General features: G+C 71.4%; 15 protein-coding genes. 7 read left to right on the top strand and 8 right to left on the bottom strand.

The window, feature by feature from the left end; genetic code table 11:
* The 4 genes from GRC12_RS05940 to mce all read right to left on the bottom strand — a co-directional run bounded on the left by GRC12_RS05940 (nucleotide 1) and on the right by mce (nucleotide 6780).
* Nucleotides 1-957, bottom strand: a complete 957-nt coding sequence (locus GRC12_RS05940; RefSeq protein ID WP_208778011.1) for an ABC transporter ATP-binding protein — start codon at nucleotides 955-957, stop codon at nucleotides 1-3.
* A 141-nt stretch (nucleotides 958-1098) separates the two neighbouring features.
* Nucleotides 1099-2034, bottom strand: coding sequence for a cellulose-binding protein (locus tag GRC12_RS05945; RefSeq protein ID WP_133044698.1), 936 nt, complete (start codon nucleotides 2032-2034; stop codon nucleotides 1099-1101).
* A 192-nt stretch (nucleotides 2035-2226) separates the two neighbouring features.
* Entirely contained in the window at nucleotides 2227-6105 is a 3879-nt protein-coding gene (gene scy / locus GRC12_RS05950; protein WP_208778012.1) for a polarized growth protein Scy, read from the bottom strand.
* A 234-nt stretch (nucleotides 6106-6339) separates the two neighbouring features.
* Complete coding sequence (gene mce, locus GRC12_RS05955; RefSeq protein ID WP_059192301.1) at nucleotides 6340-6780, bottom strand: methylmalonyl-CoA epimerase; 441 nt, start codon at nucleotides 6778-6780, stop codon at nucleotides 6340-6342.
* Between the two features lie 149 nt (nucleotides 6781-6929).
* Between mce and GRC12_RS05960 the strand changes: the two genes are divergently transcribed.
* From GRC12_RS05960 to GRC12_RS46345, 4 genes are all read left to right on the top strand, one after another.
* A complete protein-coding gene (locus tag GRC12_RS05960; protein ID WP_208778013.1) occupies nucleotides 6930-8132 on the top strand; it encodes an acetyl-CoA C-acetyltransferase in 1203 nt (400 codons plus the stop codon).
* 51 nt (nucleotides 8133-8183) lie between these two features.
* Entirely contained in the window at nucleotides 8184-9140 is a 957-nt protein-coding gene (gene meaB, locus GRC12_RS05965; RefSeq protein WP_208778014.1) for a methylmalonyl Co-A mutase-associated GTPase MeaB, read from the top strand.
* Nucleotides 9141-9302: 162 nt separating this feature from the next.
* Entirely contained in the window at nucleotides 9303-10601 is a 1299-nt protein-coding gene (locus GRC12_RS05970) for an MFS transporter (protein ID WP_208778015.1), read from the top strand.
* A 49-nt stretch (nucleotides 10602-10650) separates the two neighbouring features.
* A complete protein-coding gene (locus GRC12_RS46345; protein ID WP_280117426.1) occupies nucleotides 10651-10785 on the top strand; it encodes a hypothetical protein in 135 nt (44 codons plus the stop codon).
* A 77-nt stretch (nucleotides 10786-10862) separates the two neighbouring features.
* Here the strand turns inward: GRC12_RS46345 and GRC12_RS05975 are convergent, their stop codons facing one another.
* The 4 genes from GRC12_RS05975 to GRC12_RS05990 all read right to left on the bottom strand — a co-directional run bounded on the left by GRC12_RS05975 (nucleotide 10863) and on the right by GRC12_RS05990 (nucleotide 13516).
* On the bottom strand, nucleotides 10863-11339 hold the full coding sequence (locus tag GRC12_RS05975; RefSeq protein ID WP_133044704.1) for a MarR family winged helix-turn-helix transcriptional regulator: 477 nt from the start codon (nucleotides 11337-11339) through the stop codon (nucleotides 10863-10865).
* A 92-nt stretch (nucleotides 11340-11431) separates the two neighbouring features.
* The gene (locus tag GRC12_RS05980) at nucleotides 11432-12229 is read right to left on the bottom strand and encodes an AIM24 family protein (protein WP_133044762.1); all 798 of its coding nucleotides are present in this window, start codon (nucleotides 12227-12229) and stop codon (nucleotides 11432-11434) included.
* Nucleotides 12230-12231: 2 nt separating this feature from the next.
* Nucleotides 12232-12882, bottom strand: a complete 651-nt coding sequence (locus GRC12_RS05985) for an AIM24 family protein (RefSeq protein WP_133044761.1) — start codon at nucleotides 12880-12882, stop codon at nucleotides 12232-12234.
* 1 nt (nucleotide 12883) lies between these two features.
* The gene (locus tag GRC12_RS05990; RefSeq protein WP_133044763.1) at nucleotides 12884-13516 is read right to left on the bottom strand and encodes an AIM24 family protein; all 633 of its coding nucleotides are present in this window, start codon (nucleotides 13514-13516) and stop codon (nucleotides 12884-12886) included.
* Nucleotides 13517-13675: 159 nt separating this feature from the next.
* On the opposite strand from GRC12_RS05990, the gene GRC12_RS05995 reads away from it, so the two are divergent.
* The 3 genes from GRC12_RS05995 to GRC12_RS06005 form a co-directional block, all read left to right on the top strand.
* The gene (locus tag GRC12_RS05995; protein ID WP_208778016.1) at nucleotides 13676-14020 is read left to right on the top strand and encodes a DUF3817 domain-containing protein; all 345 of its coding nucleotides are present in this window, start codon (nucleotides 13676-13678) and stop codon (nucleotides 14018-14020) included.
* Complete coding sequence (locus GRC12_RS06000; protein ID WP_133044706.1) at nucleotides 14017-14310, top strand: MTH1187 family thiamine-binding protein; 294 nt, start codon at nucleotides 14017-14019, stop codon at nucleotides 14308-14310. Before GRC12_RS05995 ends, GRC12_RS06000 begins: the two co-directional genes overlap by 4 nt.
* Before the next feature lie 138 nt (nucleotides 14311-14448).
* The coding region (locus GRC12_RS06005; protein WP_208778017.1) for a hypothetical protein at nucleotides 14449-15150 on the top strand (702 nt) is incomplete at its 3' end.

Consider the following 15150-nt stretch of genomic DNA (forward strand, 5'->3'; position numbering starts at 1 on the left):
TCAGCTCCTGTTCCAGCCCTCGCCCCACGGCCGGGGCTGGTCGACGGGCGTGTCGGTGTGTGCGTGGTACTCGACCGACTCGGCGGTCAGCTGCATGAACGCCTCCTCCAGGGAGGCCTGCTGGGGGCTCAGCTCGTGCAGCACGATCTGGTGCTGCGCGGCCAGCTCCCCGATCTGCTCGGCCTTGCCGCCGTCCACCTCCAGCGCCCCGCTGCCGGCCTCGACGACCGTCACCCCCGCCTGGTGCAGCACGTCGAGCAACCGCTCGCGCTGTGGGGTGCGGACGCGGACGTACGACCGCGAGTTGCGGTCGATGAAGTCGGCCATGGACGTGTCGGCGAGCAGCCGCCCCTGCCCGATGACCACGAGGTGGTCGGCGGTCAGCGCCATCTCGCTCATCAGGTGGCTCGACACGAAGACCGTCCGCCCCTGCGCGGCGAGGGACTTCATGAGGTTGCGGATCCAGTGGATGCCCTCGGGGTCGAGCCCGTTGACCGGTTCGTCGAACATCAGGATCCGCGGATCGCCCAGCAGCGCGCCCGCGATGCCGAGCCGCTGGCCCATGCCCAGCGAGAACCCCTTGGCCTTCTTCTTCGCGACCGCGGTGAGGCCCACGGTGTCCAGCACCTCGGCCACCCGGCTCTTCGGGATGCCGTTGCTCTGGGCGAGGCAGAGCAGGTGGTTGTAGGCGCTGCGGCCACCGTGCACGGCCTTGGCGTCCAGCAGGGCGCCGATGTACGTCAGCGGGTCCTTGAGGCGGTCGTAGTGCTTGCCGTCGATCCGTACGTCGCCCGCGGTCGGCCGGTCGAGACCCAGCATCATCCGCATCGTCGTCGACTTGCCGGCGCCGTTGGGCCCGAGGAACCCGGTCACGATGCCGGGTCTGACGGTGAAGGTGAGGTTGTCGACCGCCACTTTCTCGCCGTACCGCTTGGTCAGCCCCTCGAGCTCGATCATGCGGCCACGTTAGGACGCCGGTTGGGCGACTGCCACCCGGACGGGCAAACAGAGGGCGACGCCACGGGCAACGTACGCCGACCACGCCAAGAGGCCCGCACCTTCGGGGGAGACGGTACGGGCCTCTGAGCGTGCTGCTGATTACCGGGACTGCTGCGCCGGGACACCGCGGGAGATCGGCTCGTCCTCGGCCGGCGAACCGGCGGCGGCCACGGCCGCACCGGTCAGCGTCGCGAGCATCTCGCGGACGTTCGTCAGCTGCGCGTTGATCGAGTCGCGGCGGTTGGTCAGTGCGGCCAGCTCACGCTCGGATTCCGAACGGATCCGGTCGGCCTTGGCGTTGGCGTCGGCCACGATGTCCTCGGCCTGGCGCTGAGCGGTCTCCACCGTCTGGCGGGCGCGGCGCTCGGCGTCGGTGCGCAGCTTCTCCGCCTCCAGGCGCAGCTGCTCGGCGCGGTGCTCGATCTCCGCGAGACGCTTCTCGGCCTTCTGCTGACGCGAGGCCAGGTCGCGCTCGGACTGCTCGCGGCGCTTGGCCAGGTTCGTCTCGAAGTCGGCGGCGGCCTGCGCGGCCTTGGCGCGGGTCTCCTCGAAGAGGGCGTCCGCCTCCTCACGCTTGGACTGCGCGTCCTTCTGCGCCTCGGAACGCAGCTGCGAGGCGTCACTCTTGGCCTTCTCGACGATCCGGACGCCCTCGTCCTCGGCCTTGGCCTTGCGCTCCGCCGCGAACGACTCCGCGTCGTTGCGGACCTGCTGGGCCGCAGACTCGGCGAGCTCGCGGTGCTGCTCGGCCGCGCGCCGGGCCTCCTCGCGCAGATCCTTGGCCTCTTCCTCGGCGAGACGCAGGATCTTCTCGACACGCGCGCCGAGACCGGCGTACGACGGCTCCGCGTCGCTTACCTGGGCCTGGGCGTTCTGCGTCTCGAGGTGGAGCTCCTCGATGCGCTTTTCCAGAGCGGTGATGCGGGCGAGAGCGCTGTCACGGTCGGAGACGAGCTTGGAGATGCGTTCGTCCACCTGAGCGCGGTCGTACCCACGCCGCACAAGCTCGAAGCCGTAGGGGGAAGTGTCGCTCATGGGGTTCCTGTCAAATGAGACCGGTGAGGTGATAGGGGGAATCCTAGGGGCCGAAGCGGTGTGTCATCGAGCGGATACGTGTTTGATCTGGAGAATGACACCCCTTTTGAGTGGCTAACCCCGGGACGGCTTGCCAAAAACTTGGTCAAAGGCCCCAGACCGCACCCGAATTGCTGTCGGTCAGCTGTCCGACTAGCCGTCCGACGGCTTACCCGAACGAGGGGCGCCGACCGCCGCTCCCGCCTTGACGCCACCGTCCTTGCCCCCGGCGGGAGCCTCGAAGGACTCCAAGGCCTCCAGCACGTCCTGGACCCGGGAGATCTCGGCGTTGATGTCCTCGCGCCGGCGCACCAGGATCTCCAGCTCGCGCTTGCCCTCCTCGACCGTGGCCTTGGCCTCGCGGATCGCCTCGGCCTTCAGCTCCTCGGCCTCCCGCACGAGCGCCGCCTTCTTCTGCTCGGCCTCCTTCAGAAGGCCCTCGGCCTTCTTCACCGCGGCGATACGGACCTTGCCCGCCTCGGAGTTGGCCTCCGACACCAGCTCCTTGGCCTTCGCCTGCGCCTTGGCCAGCTGCTCCTCGGCGGCCTTGATGAGCGCGTCGCAGCGGTCGCCGGTCGACTTCATGGTCTCTGCGGCCTCGCGACGGGCCCGCTCGTGCAGCGCCTCGATCTCACCCGTGATGCGGTCGCGCAGCTCCTCCGCACGCTCGCGGATCTGGGTGGCGTCCCGACGCGCGCCGACCAGCAGCTCGTCCGCGTCCGTACGGGCCTGCTCCACCAGCGAGTTGCCCTCGACCGTCGCCTCGGAGACCAGCCGGTCGGCCTCCGTGCGGGCAGCGCCCACCATCGAGTCGGCCTGCGCCTCCGCGTCGGCGGTGGTCTTGTGGGCCTGCTGCTGTGCCTCCGTCAGCAGCTTGTCCGCCTCGGCCGTGGTCTCCGTGATGAGCGTGTCGACCTGCTCGGCCACGTCCTGGCGCCGCTTGTTCGCCTCCCTGCGCACCTCGTCGAGCGTCCGCTCGGCCTCCTCGCGCGCGGAGTTGACCAGCCGTTCGGCCTCCGCAGCCGCCTCGGACCTGACCCGCTCGGACTCGCCGCGGATCCGCTCGGCGTGCCGCTGGGCCGCGCCGACCGTCTCCGCGGCCTCGGCGCGCAGCCGCTCCGCTTCCCCGGTGGCGTCCGCGAGCAGGTTCTCCGCCTGGGCGACCGCCTCGGCCCGCACCCGCTCGGCCTCCGCGACCGTGTCGTTGCGCAGCCGGTCGGTGTCCCGGATCGTCTCCGTGGTGAGCCGCTCGGCCTCGTTGCGGGCCTCGGTGATCAGGGTGTCGGCCTGCGTCGCCGCGTCCGAGCGGATGCGGTTGGCGTCCTCCCGGGCATCCGCCCGGGTGCGCGCGGCCGCCTGCTCGGCCTCGGCGAGGGCGTCGGAAGCCTCCGTACGCACCCGCTGTGCGTGCTCCGCCGTCTCCGAGCGCAGCCGCTCCGCCTCCGCGATCGCCTCGCCGACGGTCCGCTCGGCCAGCGCCTTCGCGGCGTCCGTCTCCTCGGCCGCCTCGCGCCGGATGCGGCCCGCGTCCTCGCTGGCCCGCTCCCGCTCGGCGTACGCGTCGGCGCGGACCCGGTCCGCCTCCTCCTGCGCCTCGCGGCGGGTGCGGTCGGCCGCGTGCTCGGCGGCGCTGCGCAGCCCGGTGATCTCCTCCTGGGCCTGCTCGTGCAGCCCGGCCACCGAGTCCCGTACCTGCTGGGCGTGCTGCTCGGCCGCCGACACCATCTCGTTCGCGCGCCGGTCGGCCTCCTCGACCAGCCGGACCGCCTCGGCCTGCGCCTCCTCGACCCGGTTGCGGGCGGAGGCCAGCAGCTCCTCGCTCTGCTCGCGGGCCCGCTCGCGCTCCTGGTCGGCCTCGGCCCGCGCGGCACCGAGGGTGTCCTCGGCCTCACGCCGGCGCCGGTTGGCCTCCTCCTGCGCGGCGGCCAGCGTCTCCGAGGCCTCCGCGCCCAGCCGCTCGGCCGCGGCCAGCGCCTCGGCCCGCATCCGGTCGGCCGCGTCCTGCGCCTCCGACTTCAGCCGCTCCGCCTCGGCCGCCGCCTCCGAACGCAGCCGTACGGCGATGGCCTCGCCCTCGGCACGCGAGGCGGACGCGTCCGACGCGGCCTCGTCCCGCAGGCGTTCGGCCTCCGCCTCGGCCTGCTGCTGCAGCGTCCGGATGCGCTCGGCGGCCTCGGCGCGCAGCCGCTCCGTCTCCTCGGCGGTCTCCCGGCGGATCCGGGACGCCTCCTCGCGGGCGTCGGTCAGCGCCTGCTCGGCGGCGGCGAGGCGCTCCTCGGCCTCCGTGTGCAGCCGCGTCAGCTCGTCGGCGGCCTCCGCCCGGCGGGCCTCTATCGCCCGCTCGGTCTCCTCGCGCAGCTCCAGCGCGGCCCGCTCGGCCTCGGCCTTGATGCCCTCGGCCTGCTCGACGACCTCCTCGCGGTGCCGCTCGGCCTCCTGGCGGGTGCGCTGCAGGGTCTCCTCGGCCTGCCGGCGCAGCGTGGTCGCCCGCTCGATGGCCTCCGTACGGACCTTCTCGCTGTCCGTGGTGGCCTTCTGACGCAGCTCGTCCGCGTCCTGCCGGGCCTTCGACAGCAGCTCCTCGGCGGTCTTGGCCGCCTCCTCGATCTGCGCCACGGCCTCCTTGCGGGCCTCCGCGCGGATCTTCTCGCCCTCCGCGACCGCATCGGCGCGCAGCTGCTCGGCCTCGCCGCGCAGCCGACGGGCCTCCTCCTGCAGCTCCACCGTCTTGGCGCGGTACTCCTTGGTGTCGTCCTTGGCGGCGCCCTTGAGCTGCTCGGCCAGGTCGTGCGCCTCGGCGCGCAGCCGGTCCGCCTCGGCCTCCGCCTCGGAACGGATCCGCTCGGCCTCCTCGGCGGCCGCCTTGGTGGTGTTCCGCGCATCCTCCTGCGCCCTGTTGAGGACGTCCTCGGCCGTCTTGGCCGCCTTGGACAGCTGGGTCGCGCTCTCCTCGGCGGTGATCGTGCGGGCCTTCTCGGCGGCCTCGGCGACGATCCGCTCGGCCTCGGCGCGGGCGTCCGCGACGGCCTGCTCGGCGTCCGCCTTGGTGGCCTCCGCCTCCTTGGTGGCCTCGCTGACCAGCCGGGCGACCTGCTCCTTCGCCGTGCGCGTGCGCTGCTCGTTGGCCGACTCGGCGCTCGCGAGGGCCTTCTCGGCCTGTGCGGTGGCCTCGGTGACCAGCTTGTCGGCCTCGGCCTGCGCCTTGCGCAGCGCCTCCTCGGCCTCCGCCATGCGCTGTTCGGCGGCCCGGCTCAGCTCCTGTGCCTGACGGCGGGCGCTGTCGGACTCGGTGGCGGTCGACGAGCGCAACTGCTCGGCGTGGTCGGTGGCCTCCTGGGCCTGCGTGGAGGCGGCGTTGAGCAGCCGCTCGGCGTCGGTGCGGGCCCGGCGCAGGATCTGCTCGGCCTCCGCGCGGGCCGCCTCCGCGTCGGTCTGCAGCCGCTCGCGGGCCTCCCGGGTCAGCCGCTCGGCCTCCGCGCGGGCGGCCGCCATGGCCTGCTCGGCCTCGGCACGGGACTCCTCCAGCAGCCGGCGCGCCTGCGCCTCCGTACGGGCGCGCAGCTGCTCCGCCCACGCCACGTTCTCGTTGACGTGCGACTCGACGGTCTGCCGGCGCTCCGCGAGCTCCTGGTCCAGCTGCTGACGGCGGGTGACCGCCTCCTGGTGCAGCTCCGCCTGCAGCCGCGCGGCCTGCTCGGCGTGCTCCTGCAGGATGCGCTGGGTCTGCGCCCTCGCCTGGCTCAGCTCGCGCTCGGCGTCCTGGCGCAGCTGGTCGGCCTGGATCTGGGCGTTGCGCAGCAACTGCTCGGCCTGGTAGCCGAGGTCGCCGCCGCCGAAGTCGGGGCGGGACATGATGGTGCGGCGCGCCTCGTGCAGCTTGGCGCGCAGCACCTCGACCTGGTAGCCGAGGTCCTCGGCGTGCTGGATCGCCTTCTCCCGCTCGGTCTTCAGCCGATCCATCTCGGCCTCGAACCGAGAGAGGTGGTCGACGTCAGCCGCCGGCTCTCGCTCCTGGCGTTCGTAGCCCCGCACTGCGCGGTCCCATCCGTCCCCTGGTCGCAGGTCTGCCCATACGAGCTCCGTCCTCCGCCGAACGGGGCCCCCGGGGAATGGTGTCAGATCAACGGCGGAGCATGGGCTGCTGCCCGACGCTCGCCCCCCGAAACCCGGACCCCGGCGCGGCCCTCCCGTCCTGACGGAAGGACCCGGCCACCCCTCGCTTGGGGAGCGACCGCCCCCAACCCTACCGGCCCCTATGTACGAGGGTCAGTGCTCAGGTGACTCAACAGGCGCCGAAGTGACCAGTTCTGTCAGTACGCCATGGCAATCCTTGGGGTGCAGGAACGTGATCCGTGACCCCATGGAGCCGCGTCGCGGCTCTTCGTACAGCACCCGGACGCCCTTGTCCTTGATGTCGGCGGCGTCCGCGTCCACGTCCGCGGTGCCGAAGGCGATGTGGTGGACACCCTCGCCGTTCTTGTCGAGCCACTTCGCGACGGTCGAGTCCGGCCGCGTCGGCTCGAGAAGCTGCAGGTAGGAGGCGCCGCCGTCGGAGGTCTCGTTGATCTTGAGCATGGCCTCGCGGACGCCCTGCTCCTCGTTGACCTCGGAGTGGAACACCTCGAAGCCGTATGTGGCCCGGTAGAACTCGACGGTCTTGTCGAGGTCGAAGCAGGCGATCCCGATGTGGTCGATTCGCGTCAGCATGTTTGTCAGTGCAGCGCGGTTCGGATGGTTACGCAACGTGCGCGCGATCACACCGACGGCCCGATGACGGCACGGAGTGCCACTCAGTACCTTTGAAGTAAACCCTCGTTCACTCCTCGGCAGTGCAGCCGGTAAGGGGATCGCAGCTCATGTCTGGATCGAACAGCACGACCTCGGTGATCGTCGCGGGCGCCCGTACGCCCATGGGGCGCTTGCTGGGCTCGCTGAAGTCCTTCTCCGGAGCCGACCTCGGCGGCTTCGCGATCAAGGCCGCCCTCGACCGTGCGGGGATCGGTGGCGACCAGGTGCAGTACGTCATCATGGGCCAGGTGCTCCAGGCCGGGGCGGGGCAGATCCCGGCACGCCAGGCCGCCGTGAAGGCGGGCATCCCGATGAACGTCCCGGCGCTCACCGTCAACAAGGTGTGTCTGTCCGGCCTCGACGCCATCGCGCTCGCCGACCAGCTGATCCGCGCCGGCGAGTTCGACGTGATCGTCGCGGGCGGCCAGGAGTCCATGACCAACGCCCCGCACCTGCTGCCGAAGTCCCGCGAGGGCTTCAAGTACGGCGCGATCGAGATGCTCGACGCCATGGCGTACGACGGACTGACCGACCCCTGGGAGAACATCCCGATGGGCCAGTCGACCGAGAAGCACAACACCCGCCTCGGCATCCAGCGCCCCGAGCAGGACGAGATCGCCGCGCTGTCCCACCAGCGCGCCGCCGCCGCCCAGAAGAACGGCGTCTTCGAGGCCGAGATCACCCCCATCGAGATCCCGCAGCGCAAGGGCGAGCCGGTCGTCTTCAGCAAGGACGAGGGCATCCGCGCCGACACCACCGTGGAGTCCCTGGGCAAGCTGCGCCCGGCGTTCACCAAGGACGGCACGATCACCGCCGGCACCTCCTCGCAGATCTCGGACGGTGCGGCGGCCGTGGTCGTGATGAGCAAGGCCAAGGCCCAGGAGCTGGGCCTGGCGTGGATCGCCGAGATCGGCGCCCACGGCAATGTCGCGGGTCCCGACAACAGCCTGCAGTCGCAGCCGTCCAACGCGATCCTGCACGCCCTGAAGAAGGAGGGCCTGGAGGTCGAGGACCTGGACCTCATCGAGATCAACGAGGCCTTCGCGGCCGTCGCGGTCCAGTCAATGAAGGACCTCGGCGTGTCCACGGAAAAGGTGAACGTCAACGGCGGGGCGATCGCCCTGGGCCACCCCATCGGCATGTCCGGCGCCCGGCTCGTCCTGCACCTGGCCCTGGAGCTCAAGCGCCGGGGCGGCGGTGTCGGCGCGGCCGCGCTGTGCGGCGGCGGCGGTCAGGGTGACGCCCTGATCGTCCGGGTACCCAAGGCCTGAGACCCTCCTTCGTACGCACCCGCCGTACGTACCTCTCTGAACGGAGCTGTGATGCAGGACGTCTCCACACTCGTCGCCCAGGCGAGGGAGGGCCGGCCGCGTGCCGTGGCCCGGCTGATCTCCCTGGTGGAGGGGGCGTCCCCGCAGCTGCGGGAGGTCATGGAGACCCTGGCCCCGCTGACGGGCAACGCGTACGTGGTCGGTCTGACCGGCTCGCCCGGCGTGGGCAAGTCGACCTCCACGTCCGCGCTCGTCACCGCGTACCGCAAGCAGGGCAGGCGGGTCGGCGTCCTGGCCGTCGACCCGTCGTCCCCGTTCTCCGGCGGCGCCCTGCTGGGCGACCGCGTCCGGATGTCGGAGCACGCCTCCGATCCCGGCGTCTACATCCGTTCCATGGCCACCCGCGGCCATCTCGGCGGCCTCGCCTGGGCCGCCCCGCAGGCGATCCGCGTGCTGGACGCTGCGGGCTGCGACGTGATCCTCGTCGAGACGGTCGGCGTGGGCCAGTCGGAGGTCGAGATCGCCTCCCAGGCGGACACGTCGGTGGTGCTGCTGGCCCCCGGCATGGGCGACGGCATCCAGGCGGCGAAGGCCGGGATCCTGGAGATCGGTGACGTGTACGTCGTCAACAAGGCCGACCGCGACGGCGCCGACGCCACCGCCCGCGAGCTGAACCACATGCTGGGCCTCGGCGAGTCCCGTGGTCCGGGCGACTGGCGCCCGCCGATCGTCAAGACGGTCGCCGCCCGCGCGGAGGGCGTCGACGAGGTCGTGGAGGCGCTGGAGAAGCACCGCGCCTGGATGGAGGAGCGGGGTGTGCTGGCCGAGCGCCGGCTGGCCCGTGCGGCCCGCGAGGTGGAGACCATCGCCGTGACCGCCTTGCGCGAACGCATCGGCGACCTGCACGGCGACCGCAGGCTGAGCGCGCTGGCGGAACGGATCGTCGGCGGGGAACTGGATCCCTACCGCGCCGCGGACGAGTTGGTGGCGGGTCTGACGGAGAGCTGACCCGGGCTCGAAATCCCATGGCGACCAGCACCCCGCGCTGTTAGGTTGCCCGCATGTTCCTCCTCTTGGCATAGGGCCCGCCCCGGCCCGCGCCGACCGTGAAGCACGGTCCGCGCGGCGATCAGGCGTCCCCTTTCCGCCTCGTCGAGTCGAGGAACTCCCGTGTCTTGTACGCCCGTCGGGCGGCGGCCGTCGTACGCCGTCGTCCTCCGTGTCCCGTATGCCCGCCGCACCTTCGCCTTCGCCCTGCTCGGCCGGCTGTCGTACGGCGTCGTGCCCCTGTCCGTGATGCTCGCCGTGACCCGGGCCACCGGGTCCTACGCGGTGGCCGGCACCGTCATGGCGCTCTTCAGCGGCACCAGCGTCTTCCTGTCGCCCGCGAGGGCGGCCCTGATCGACCGGCACGGCCCCCGCGGTGCGCTGGTGCCCATGACGGCCGTCTACGCGTCGCTCCTGGGGCTCCTGACCGTGCTGGTCTGGCGCCCCGGCGTCCCTGCCCTCGCCCTCGGCGCCGTGACCGCCGCGGCGGGCGCCTGCACCCCGCCCCTGGGCCCGACCATGCGCGCGGTGTGGACCCGCCTCACCCCGGACCGGACACTGCTCCAGCTCGCCTACAGCCTCGACGGGGTCGCCGAGGAACTCCTCTTCGTCTCGGGCCCCTTGCTGGTGGGTCTGCTAGTGGGCACGACCGCACCGGCGACCGCGATCGCCGTCGGAACCGCCCTGATGCTGGCGGGGACGGCAGGCTTCGTGACCTCACCGGCGGTACGGGCGCAGGGGCCCGCCGAAAAAGCCGCAGTCGACGGGGCGAGCGCATCACCCGAGGAAGACGGTCGGCCCACGAAGAGGCGTTCCGTCCTGCGCGGGATCCTCCAGCCCGTCGTCGCGGCCGTCGGTGTGGGGCTCGCTCTCGGGGTGGTGGATCTGGTGGTCGTCGCCTTCGCCGAGCAGCGTGGTCAGGGGGACGACGCCGTGGCCTGGACGCTGGCCGGGCTGTCGGGCGGGAGTGCCGTCGGGGGGCTGCTCAACGGGGCCGTGGCATGGCGCGTCCCGGCGCGGGTGCGGTTGCCGTTCACCGCCGCCGGGCTGGGGCTGGCGCTGCTCGGGGCCGGGTTCGCGGACGGTCTCGGCACGCTCGCCGCCGCGCTCGCGGTCTCCGGGTCCTTCGTCGCGCCCGCGCTGACCACCGCCTATCTCGTCGCCGACGAGGCGGCCGCCCCCGAGGCGCGGGTGCGGGCCGGCGCCTGGGTCAACACCGGTGTCAACGCGGGCAGTACGGCCGGTGCGGCCGCCGCCGGGCTCCTGGTGGGCGCCCTGCCGACGGCCCTGTGCTTCGCGGCGGCCGGCGCGGCGGCGCTGCTGACCGCCCTGGTCACGTCGAGGGGCGCCGTGCGGACCCGGAGGGGCACGCCCGGCACGCTGCCGCAGTGGGACGCGGAGGAGAGCACGTCCTCCGTATGACGCCCCGCGAGACGCCGGCGGGCGGAAACCCGCACGGATTCCGCTCGCCGTGCGTCCCGTCGCTCCGGCGGCCGGCGCGGCGGCGCTGCTGGTCACGTCGAGGCGCGCCGCCCGGCCCCGGAGGGGCACGCCCGGCACGCTGCCACAGCGCAACGCCGAGGAGGAGCGCACGTCCGCCGCATGACGCCCCGCGGCCATGGGCCGCGAGACGCCGGCAGGCGGAACCCCGCACCGGGTTCCGCCTGCCGTGCGTCCCGTCGGTCAGGGGCGCCCCCGCTGCCCGCGCAGGTGTTCCGCGATGGGCTTCAGGGCCTTGTCGAGCTCCGACAGGGCCTCGGGGGACAGCAGGTCGATGAAGTGGCGCCGGACGGACGCCACATGATGGGGCGCCACCTTCTGCATCGTCTCCATGCCGTGCTCGGTCAGCACCGCGTAGAGGCCGCGCCGGTCGGACTCGCAGTTCTCGCGCCGGACCAGGTTCGCGTTCTCCATACGGGTGATCTGGTGGGAGAGGCGGCTCTTGGACTGGAGGGTGGCGGACGCGAGGTCGCTCATCCGCATCCGTACGTCCTCCGACTCGGAGAGGTTCACCAGGATCTCGTAGTCGTTCATCGTCAGTCCGAAGGGCTGAAGGTCCCTCTCGAGCTGGTACGTCAACAGCCTGTTGACCTCCAGGTGGGTGCGCCAGGCGCACTGCTCCGCATCGGTCAGCCAGCGCGTGGCCGTCTCGGTCTCCATGAATGAAGTCTACCTAAAATGTTGAAAGGCGAACTAGTGAGGGTTGTGTGGCGCCGTGCACGCGTTCGACGTCACACTCCGCAGACTACCGCTCACAGCCCGAAGCGACGCTGGAGGTCACCCAGCTGTCCGGGAAGGCGCGGTGCGCCCGCTTGCTGTGAGGGGCCTGTGAAGCCCCCGCCGCCACCGGGTACCCCCGGCTCGTGCGGAACCGCTCCCGTGGCCTGCTCGGCCATCAGGGTCTCGGACGACTGGAGCAGGACCGTGCCCGCCCCGACGAACTCGAACTGGTGCTCCTCCCCGGAGGCCCCGCCGAGGCCCGTCATCGCACGTAGACCGCCCATGACGCCCGTCATGTAGCCATGGTCGTAGTGATGGCACGGCGACGGGCAGTCGGCCCACCCGACGAGCGCCTGAGGGTCCACCCGGATCGGGGGTTCCATGAACACCACCGGACCGTTAGATGCCGCCACGAACTTTCCGGTTCCGATGAGCGTGAGAAAACCCGGGACGATCGACTGCTTGAGCGCGAGACTTGGCTGAAAAGCGAGGAGGTTGCCCGAGCGAATGGTCAGGTTGCCGTCGTCCAGGTCGTAGGAATTGACGTCGAAGGCCCGGTCGGCGAGGAGCATCTTGCCCGAGCCCTCCGCCACCACCCAGTCGCTCGCGTGCAGAGGCGAATGGAAGGACGTACGGACAAGTCGGTCGAGCCGGCCGTGTCCGACGCCGTTGAACTCCATCTGCCCGTAGTAGGCGATCATCTTCCCCTTCTGCAGGAACCACTGGCTCCCCTTGAGCTCCACGCAGAAGGTGTACTTGTTGACGTTGTCGTCGACCGGCAGTGTCATCGGGTCGTAGACCGTCGGGCCGCCGCCCGGAGCCCCGTACATGCTCACAGCTTCTCCTCCGAGGCCTGGACGTAGACCACGCCGTTGCCGCTGAGCTCCAGCTGGAAGGCCTCGCCGGAGCCCCGGCCCACCATGTCGCGCCAGCCCAGGGCGGTCGACAGCTTGTTGCGGACGTCGCCGTGGTGGGCGACGTAGGCCTGCGGGTCGACATGCACGGCACGCCCCGGGGTGATCGGCACCTCGAAGACACCGCCGTGGGCCATCACCGCGACCGAGCCGACGCCCTGCAGGGTGGTCGTGAACAGCCCCTGGCCGGTGACCTGGCCCCGCACCATGCCCATGACCCCGCCCTGCGAGCCCATGAACATCGTGCCCTGCCGCAGCGTGCCCTCGAAGGCCAGCAGCCGGTCCGCCTCCACGTACAGCGTGTCCCCGGTGAGGTTGATGACCTGCACATGGTGGCCGCCGTGCCCGAACATCACCGTGCCGCTGCCCTCGACGCTCATCAGGGGGGTCGCCTCATTGGCGATCCGCCGCCCGATCATCGACATGACCCCGCCCTGCCCGCCCTGGATGTTGGGCGTGAAGGACACGTCGCCCTTGTAGGCGAGCATCGCGCCGCGCTGACTGAACAGCCGCTGCCCCGGCACCACCGTGGCCTCGATCATCTTGGAGTTGATCTCACGGAAGGCCACGTCACACATCCCCCGCGATCGTGTTCCGCTCACTCGGCTGCACGTACACCAGCCCGTCCCCCTCGAACCTGATCTGGAAGGCCTCGCCGCCGCCTTCCCCGAAAAAGGTGCGGAACGTCACACCGGACTGGAACGACTGCCGCAGATTCCCCTGATGGGCGATGTAGGCCCCCGGATCGACGATCAGCGGGTACTGCGCGCTCACCCGCAGCACCACGGCCGGCCCGTCCGACATGATCGCCGCCTGTCCGTGCCCCTCGACGGTCGTCGTGAACAGCCCGTTGCCCTGCGAGGCGCCCCGCAGCCCCGTGAAGGTGGTCCCCGTCCTCAGCCCGGCGTCGGTCGCCAGCAGATTGCTCGACTCCACGAACAGCTTGTCCCCCTGGAGGCTGACGAGGTTGATCTCCGAAGCCCGGTCGGCGAACCAGCAGGTCCCCTGCCCCCGCACCTCCATCACGGTCATCTGCTCACCGGTGAGCCGCCGCGTCACCATGCCGCGCAGCCCCTCACCCCCACCACTCAGCTTCTTGAAGGCCATCTGCCCGTCGTACGCGACCATCGAGCCGTTCTTCGCCTTCACGGCGTCCCCGGTCATGTCGACGGCGAGCACCTTGCTTCCTTGAAGTCGGAACATCGCCACGCTGCGAAGGTAGCCGCACGGCGGGTGGACGGAACAGATCCCACGGGTGGAGAGGGACCCTGAGCGCACCCCTAGGGGGAGCGTTTGTCACAATGGGCCAACGCTTGTGCTTCCGTTCACAAAGAGCGACCTGTCTCCCACCGAAGGTGACCCGTGGACCTCAAGACCGCCACCGCCATCCGCCGCCTGCGGCTCGTCTCGGCCCCCGAGGCCGTGTCCTTCCTGCTCCTGCTGGTCTGCTCGGTGCTGAAGCGGACCACGGACTTCAACGCGGTGCCGGTCATGGGCATGGTCCACGGCGTCCTGTTCATCCTGTACGTGGTCTTCTGGGCCGACGCCTGGAACCGCACCAAGTGGCCGCTGAAGACCGGCGCCCTCTACTTCGTCCTCTCGGTCCTGCCGACCGGCGGCTTCTTCGCCGAGCGCAAGCTGAAGCGGGCAGCCGAGGACGCGGTGATCGCCTCCCGCGCCCGCAACGAGGGGATCGTGAACGCATGATCGTCGCCTTCTCCGTGACGCCGCTCGGCGTCGGCGAGGACGTGGGGGAGTACGTGGCCGACGCCGTCCGGATCGTCCGCGAATCCGGCCTCCCCAACCGCACCGACGCGATGTTCACCTCGATCGAGGGCGAGTGGGACGAGGTCATGGACGTCGTCAAACGCGCGGTCGCCGCCGTTGAAGAGAGAGCACCGCGCGTCTCCCTGGTCCTCAAGGCGGACATCCGCCCCGGCGTGACGGACGGCCTCACCTCCAAAGTCGAAACGGTGGAACGACACCTCTCCCGCTGAGCCGCACCACCCCCCAACCCCGGCCGCCGCGCCGGGGTTTTCTCTTGCCCCCCTTTGAGCGATCGCTCAAAACCCGCTACATTCACCCCCAAGCAGTTTGAGCACTCGCTCAAACTCCTTGCTGACCTGGGGGATCACATGGGCCACACCGGCCTCTACATAGAGGCACGTATCCGCGCCGACCTGGACGACCTCTGGACCCGCACACAGGACCCCGCCCAGCACCAGCGCTGGGACCTCCGCTTCACCGAGATCACGTACCTCCCCCGTGGAGAGGGCGAGCCACAGCGCTTCCGGTACGCCACGCGCGTAGGGCCGTTCCTCACGGTCGCCGGAACCGGGGTCTCGGCCGGCGAGCGCGAACGCCCGGACGGCACCCGCACCTCCGCCCTCCGCTTCTCCTCGCCGCATCCCCTCTCCCTCCTCGCCGAGGGCAGCGGCTACTGGCGCTACGTCCCCGACGGCGACGGCGTCCGCTTCCTCACGGGCTACGACTACCGCCCGCGCTGGGGCCGCCTGGGCACCACCGCCGACCGCCTCCTCTTCCGCCCCCTGATGGGCTGGGCGACGGCCTGGTCCTTCGACCGGCTGCGGCTCTGGCTGGAGCGGGGCATCACCCCGGAGCGAGCCCTGGCCAACTGGCTGGCGGAGCTGGCCGTGCGCCTGATGGTGCTGGCCGTCGGCTGTGCGGGCCTGAGCTTGCAGCCCTCCACTCGCCTGTTCGGCCCGCTGGCGCCGGCGATGGCGTTCCTCTCTCCGCTGCTCTCCGCCGTCGCCGTCGCCGTGGCCCTCTTCGCCGCACCCCTGTCCCGTACCCCGGCCGCCCGCCGCTGCCTGCGC

The organism is Streptomyces griseorubiginosus (assembly GCF_017614965.1).
GTDB classification, from domain to species: domain Bacteria; phylum Actinomycetota; class Actinomycetes; order Streptomycetales; family Streptomycetaceae; genus Streptomyces; species Streptomyces griseorubiginosus_B.

Excerpts from the sequence above, each read along its gene's own strand:
- GRC12_RS05980 (WP_133044762.1), bottom strand. The coding sequence starts at position 12,229 with ATGTACGGGGCTCCGGGCGGCGGCCCGACGGTCTACGACCCGATGACA.
- GRC12_RS05945 (WP_133044698.1), bottom strand. The coding sequence starts at position 2,034 with ATGAGCGACACTTCCCCCTACGGCTTCGAGCTTGTGCGGCGTGGGTAC.
- mce (WP_059192301.1), bottom strand. The coding sequence starts at position 6,780 with ATGCTGACGCGAATCGACCACATCGGGATCGCCTGCTTCGACCTCGAC.
- GRC12_RS06000 (WP_133044706.1), top strand. The coding sequence starts at position 14,017 with ATGATCGTCGCCTTCTCCGTGACGCCGCTCGGCGTCGGCGAGGACGTG.
- GRC12_RS05975 (WP_133044704.1), bottom strand. The coding sequence starts at position 11,339 with ATGGAGACCGAGACGGCCACGCGCTGGCTGACCGATGCGGAGCAGTGC.
- GRC12_RS05990 (WP_133044763.1), bottom strand. The coding sequence starts at position 13,516 with ATGTTCCGACTTCAAGGAAGCAAGGTGCTCGCCGTCGACATGACCGGG.
- GRC12_RS05940 (WP_208778011.1), bottom strand. The coding sequence starts at position 957 with ATGATCGAGCTCGAGGGGCTGACCAAGCGGTACGGCGAGAAAGTGGCG.
- GRC12_RS05960 (WP_208778013.1), top strand. The coding sequence starts at position 6,930 with ATGTCTGGATCGAACAGCACGACCTCGGTGATCGTCGCGGGCGCCCGT.
- meaB (WP_208778014.1), top strand. The coding sequence starts at position 8,184 with ATGCAGGACGTCTCCACACTCGTCGCCCAGGCGAGGGAGGGCCGGCCG.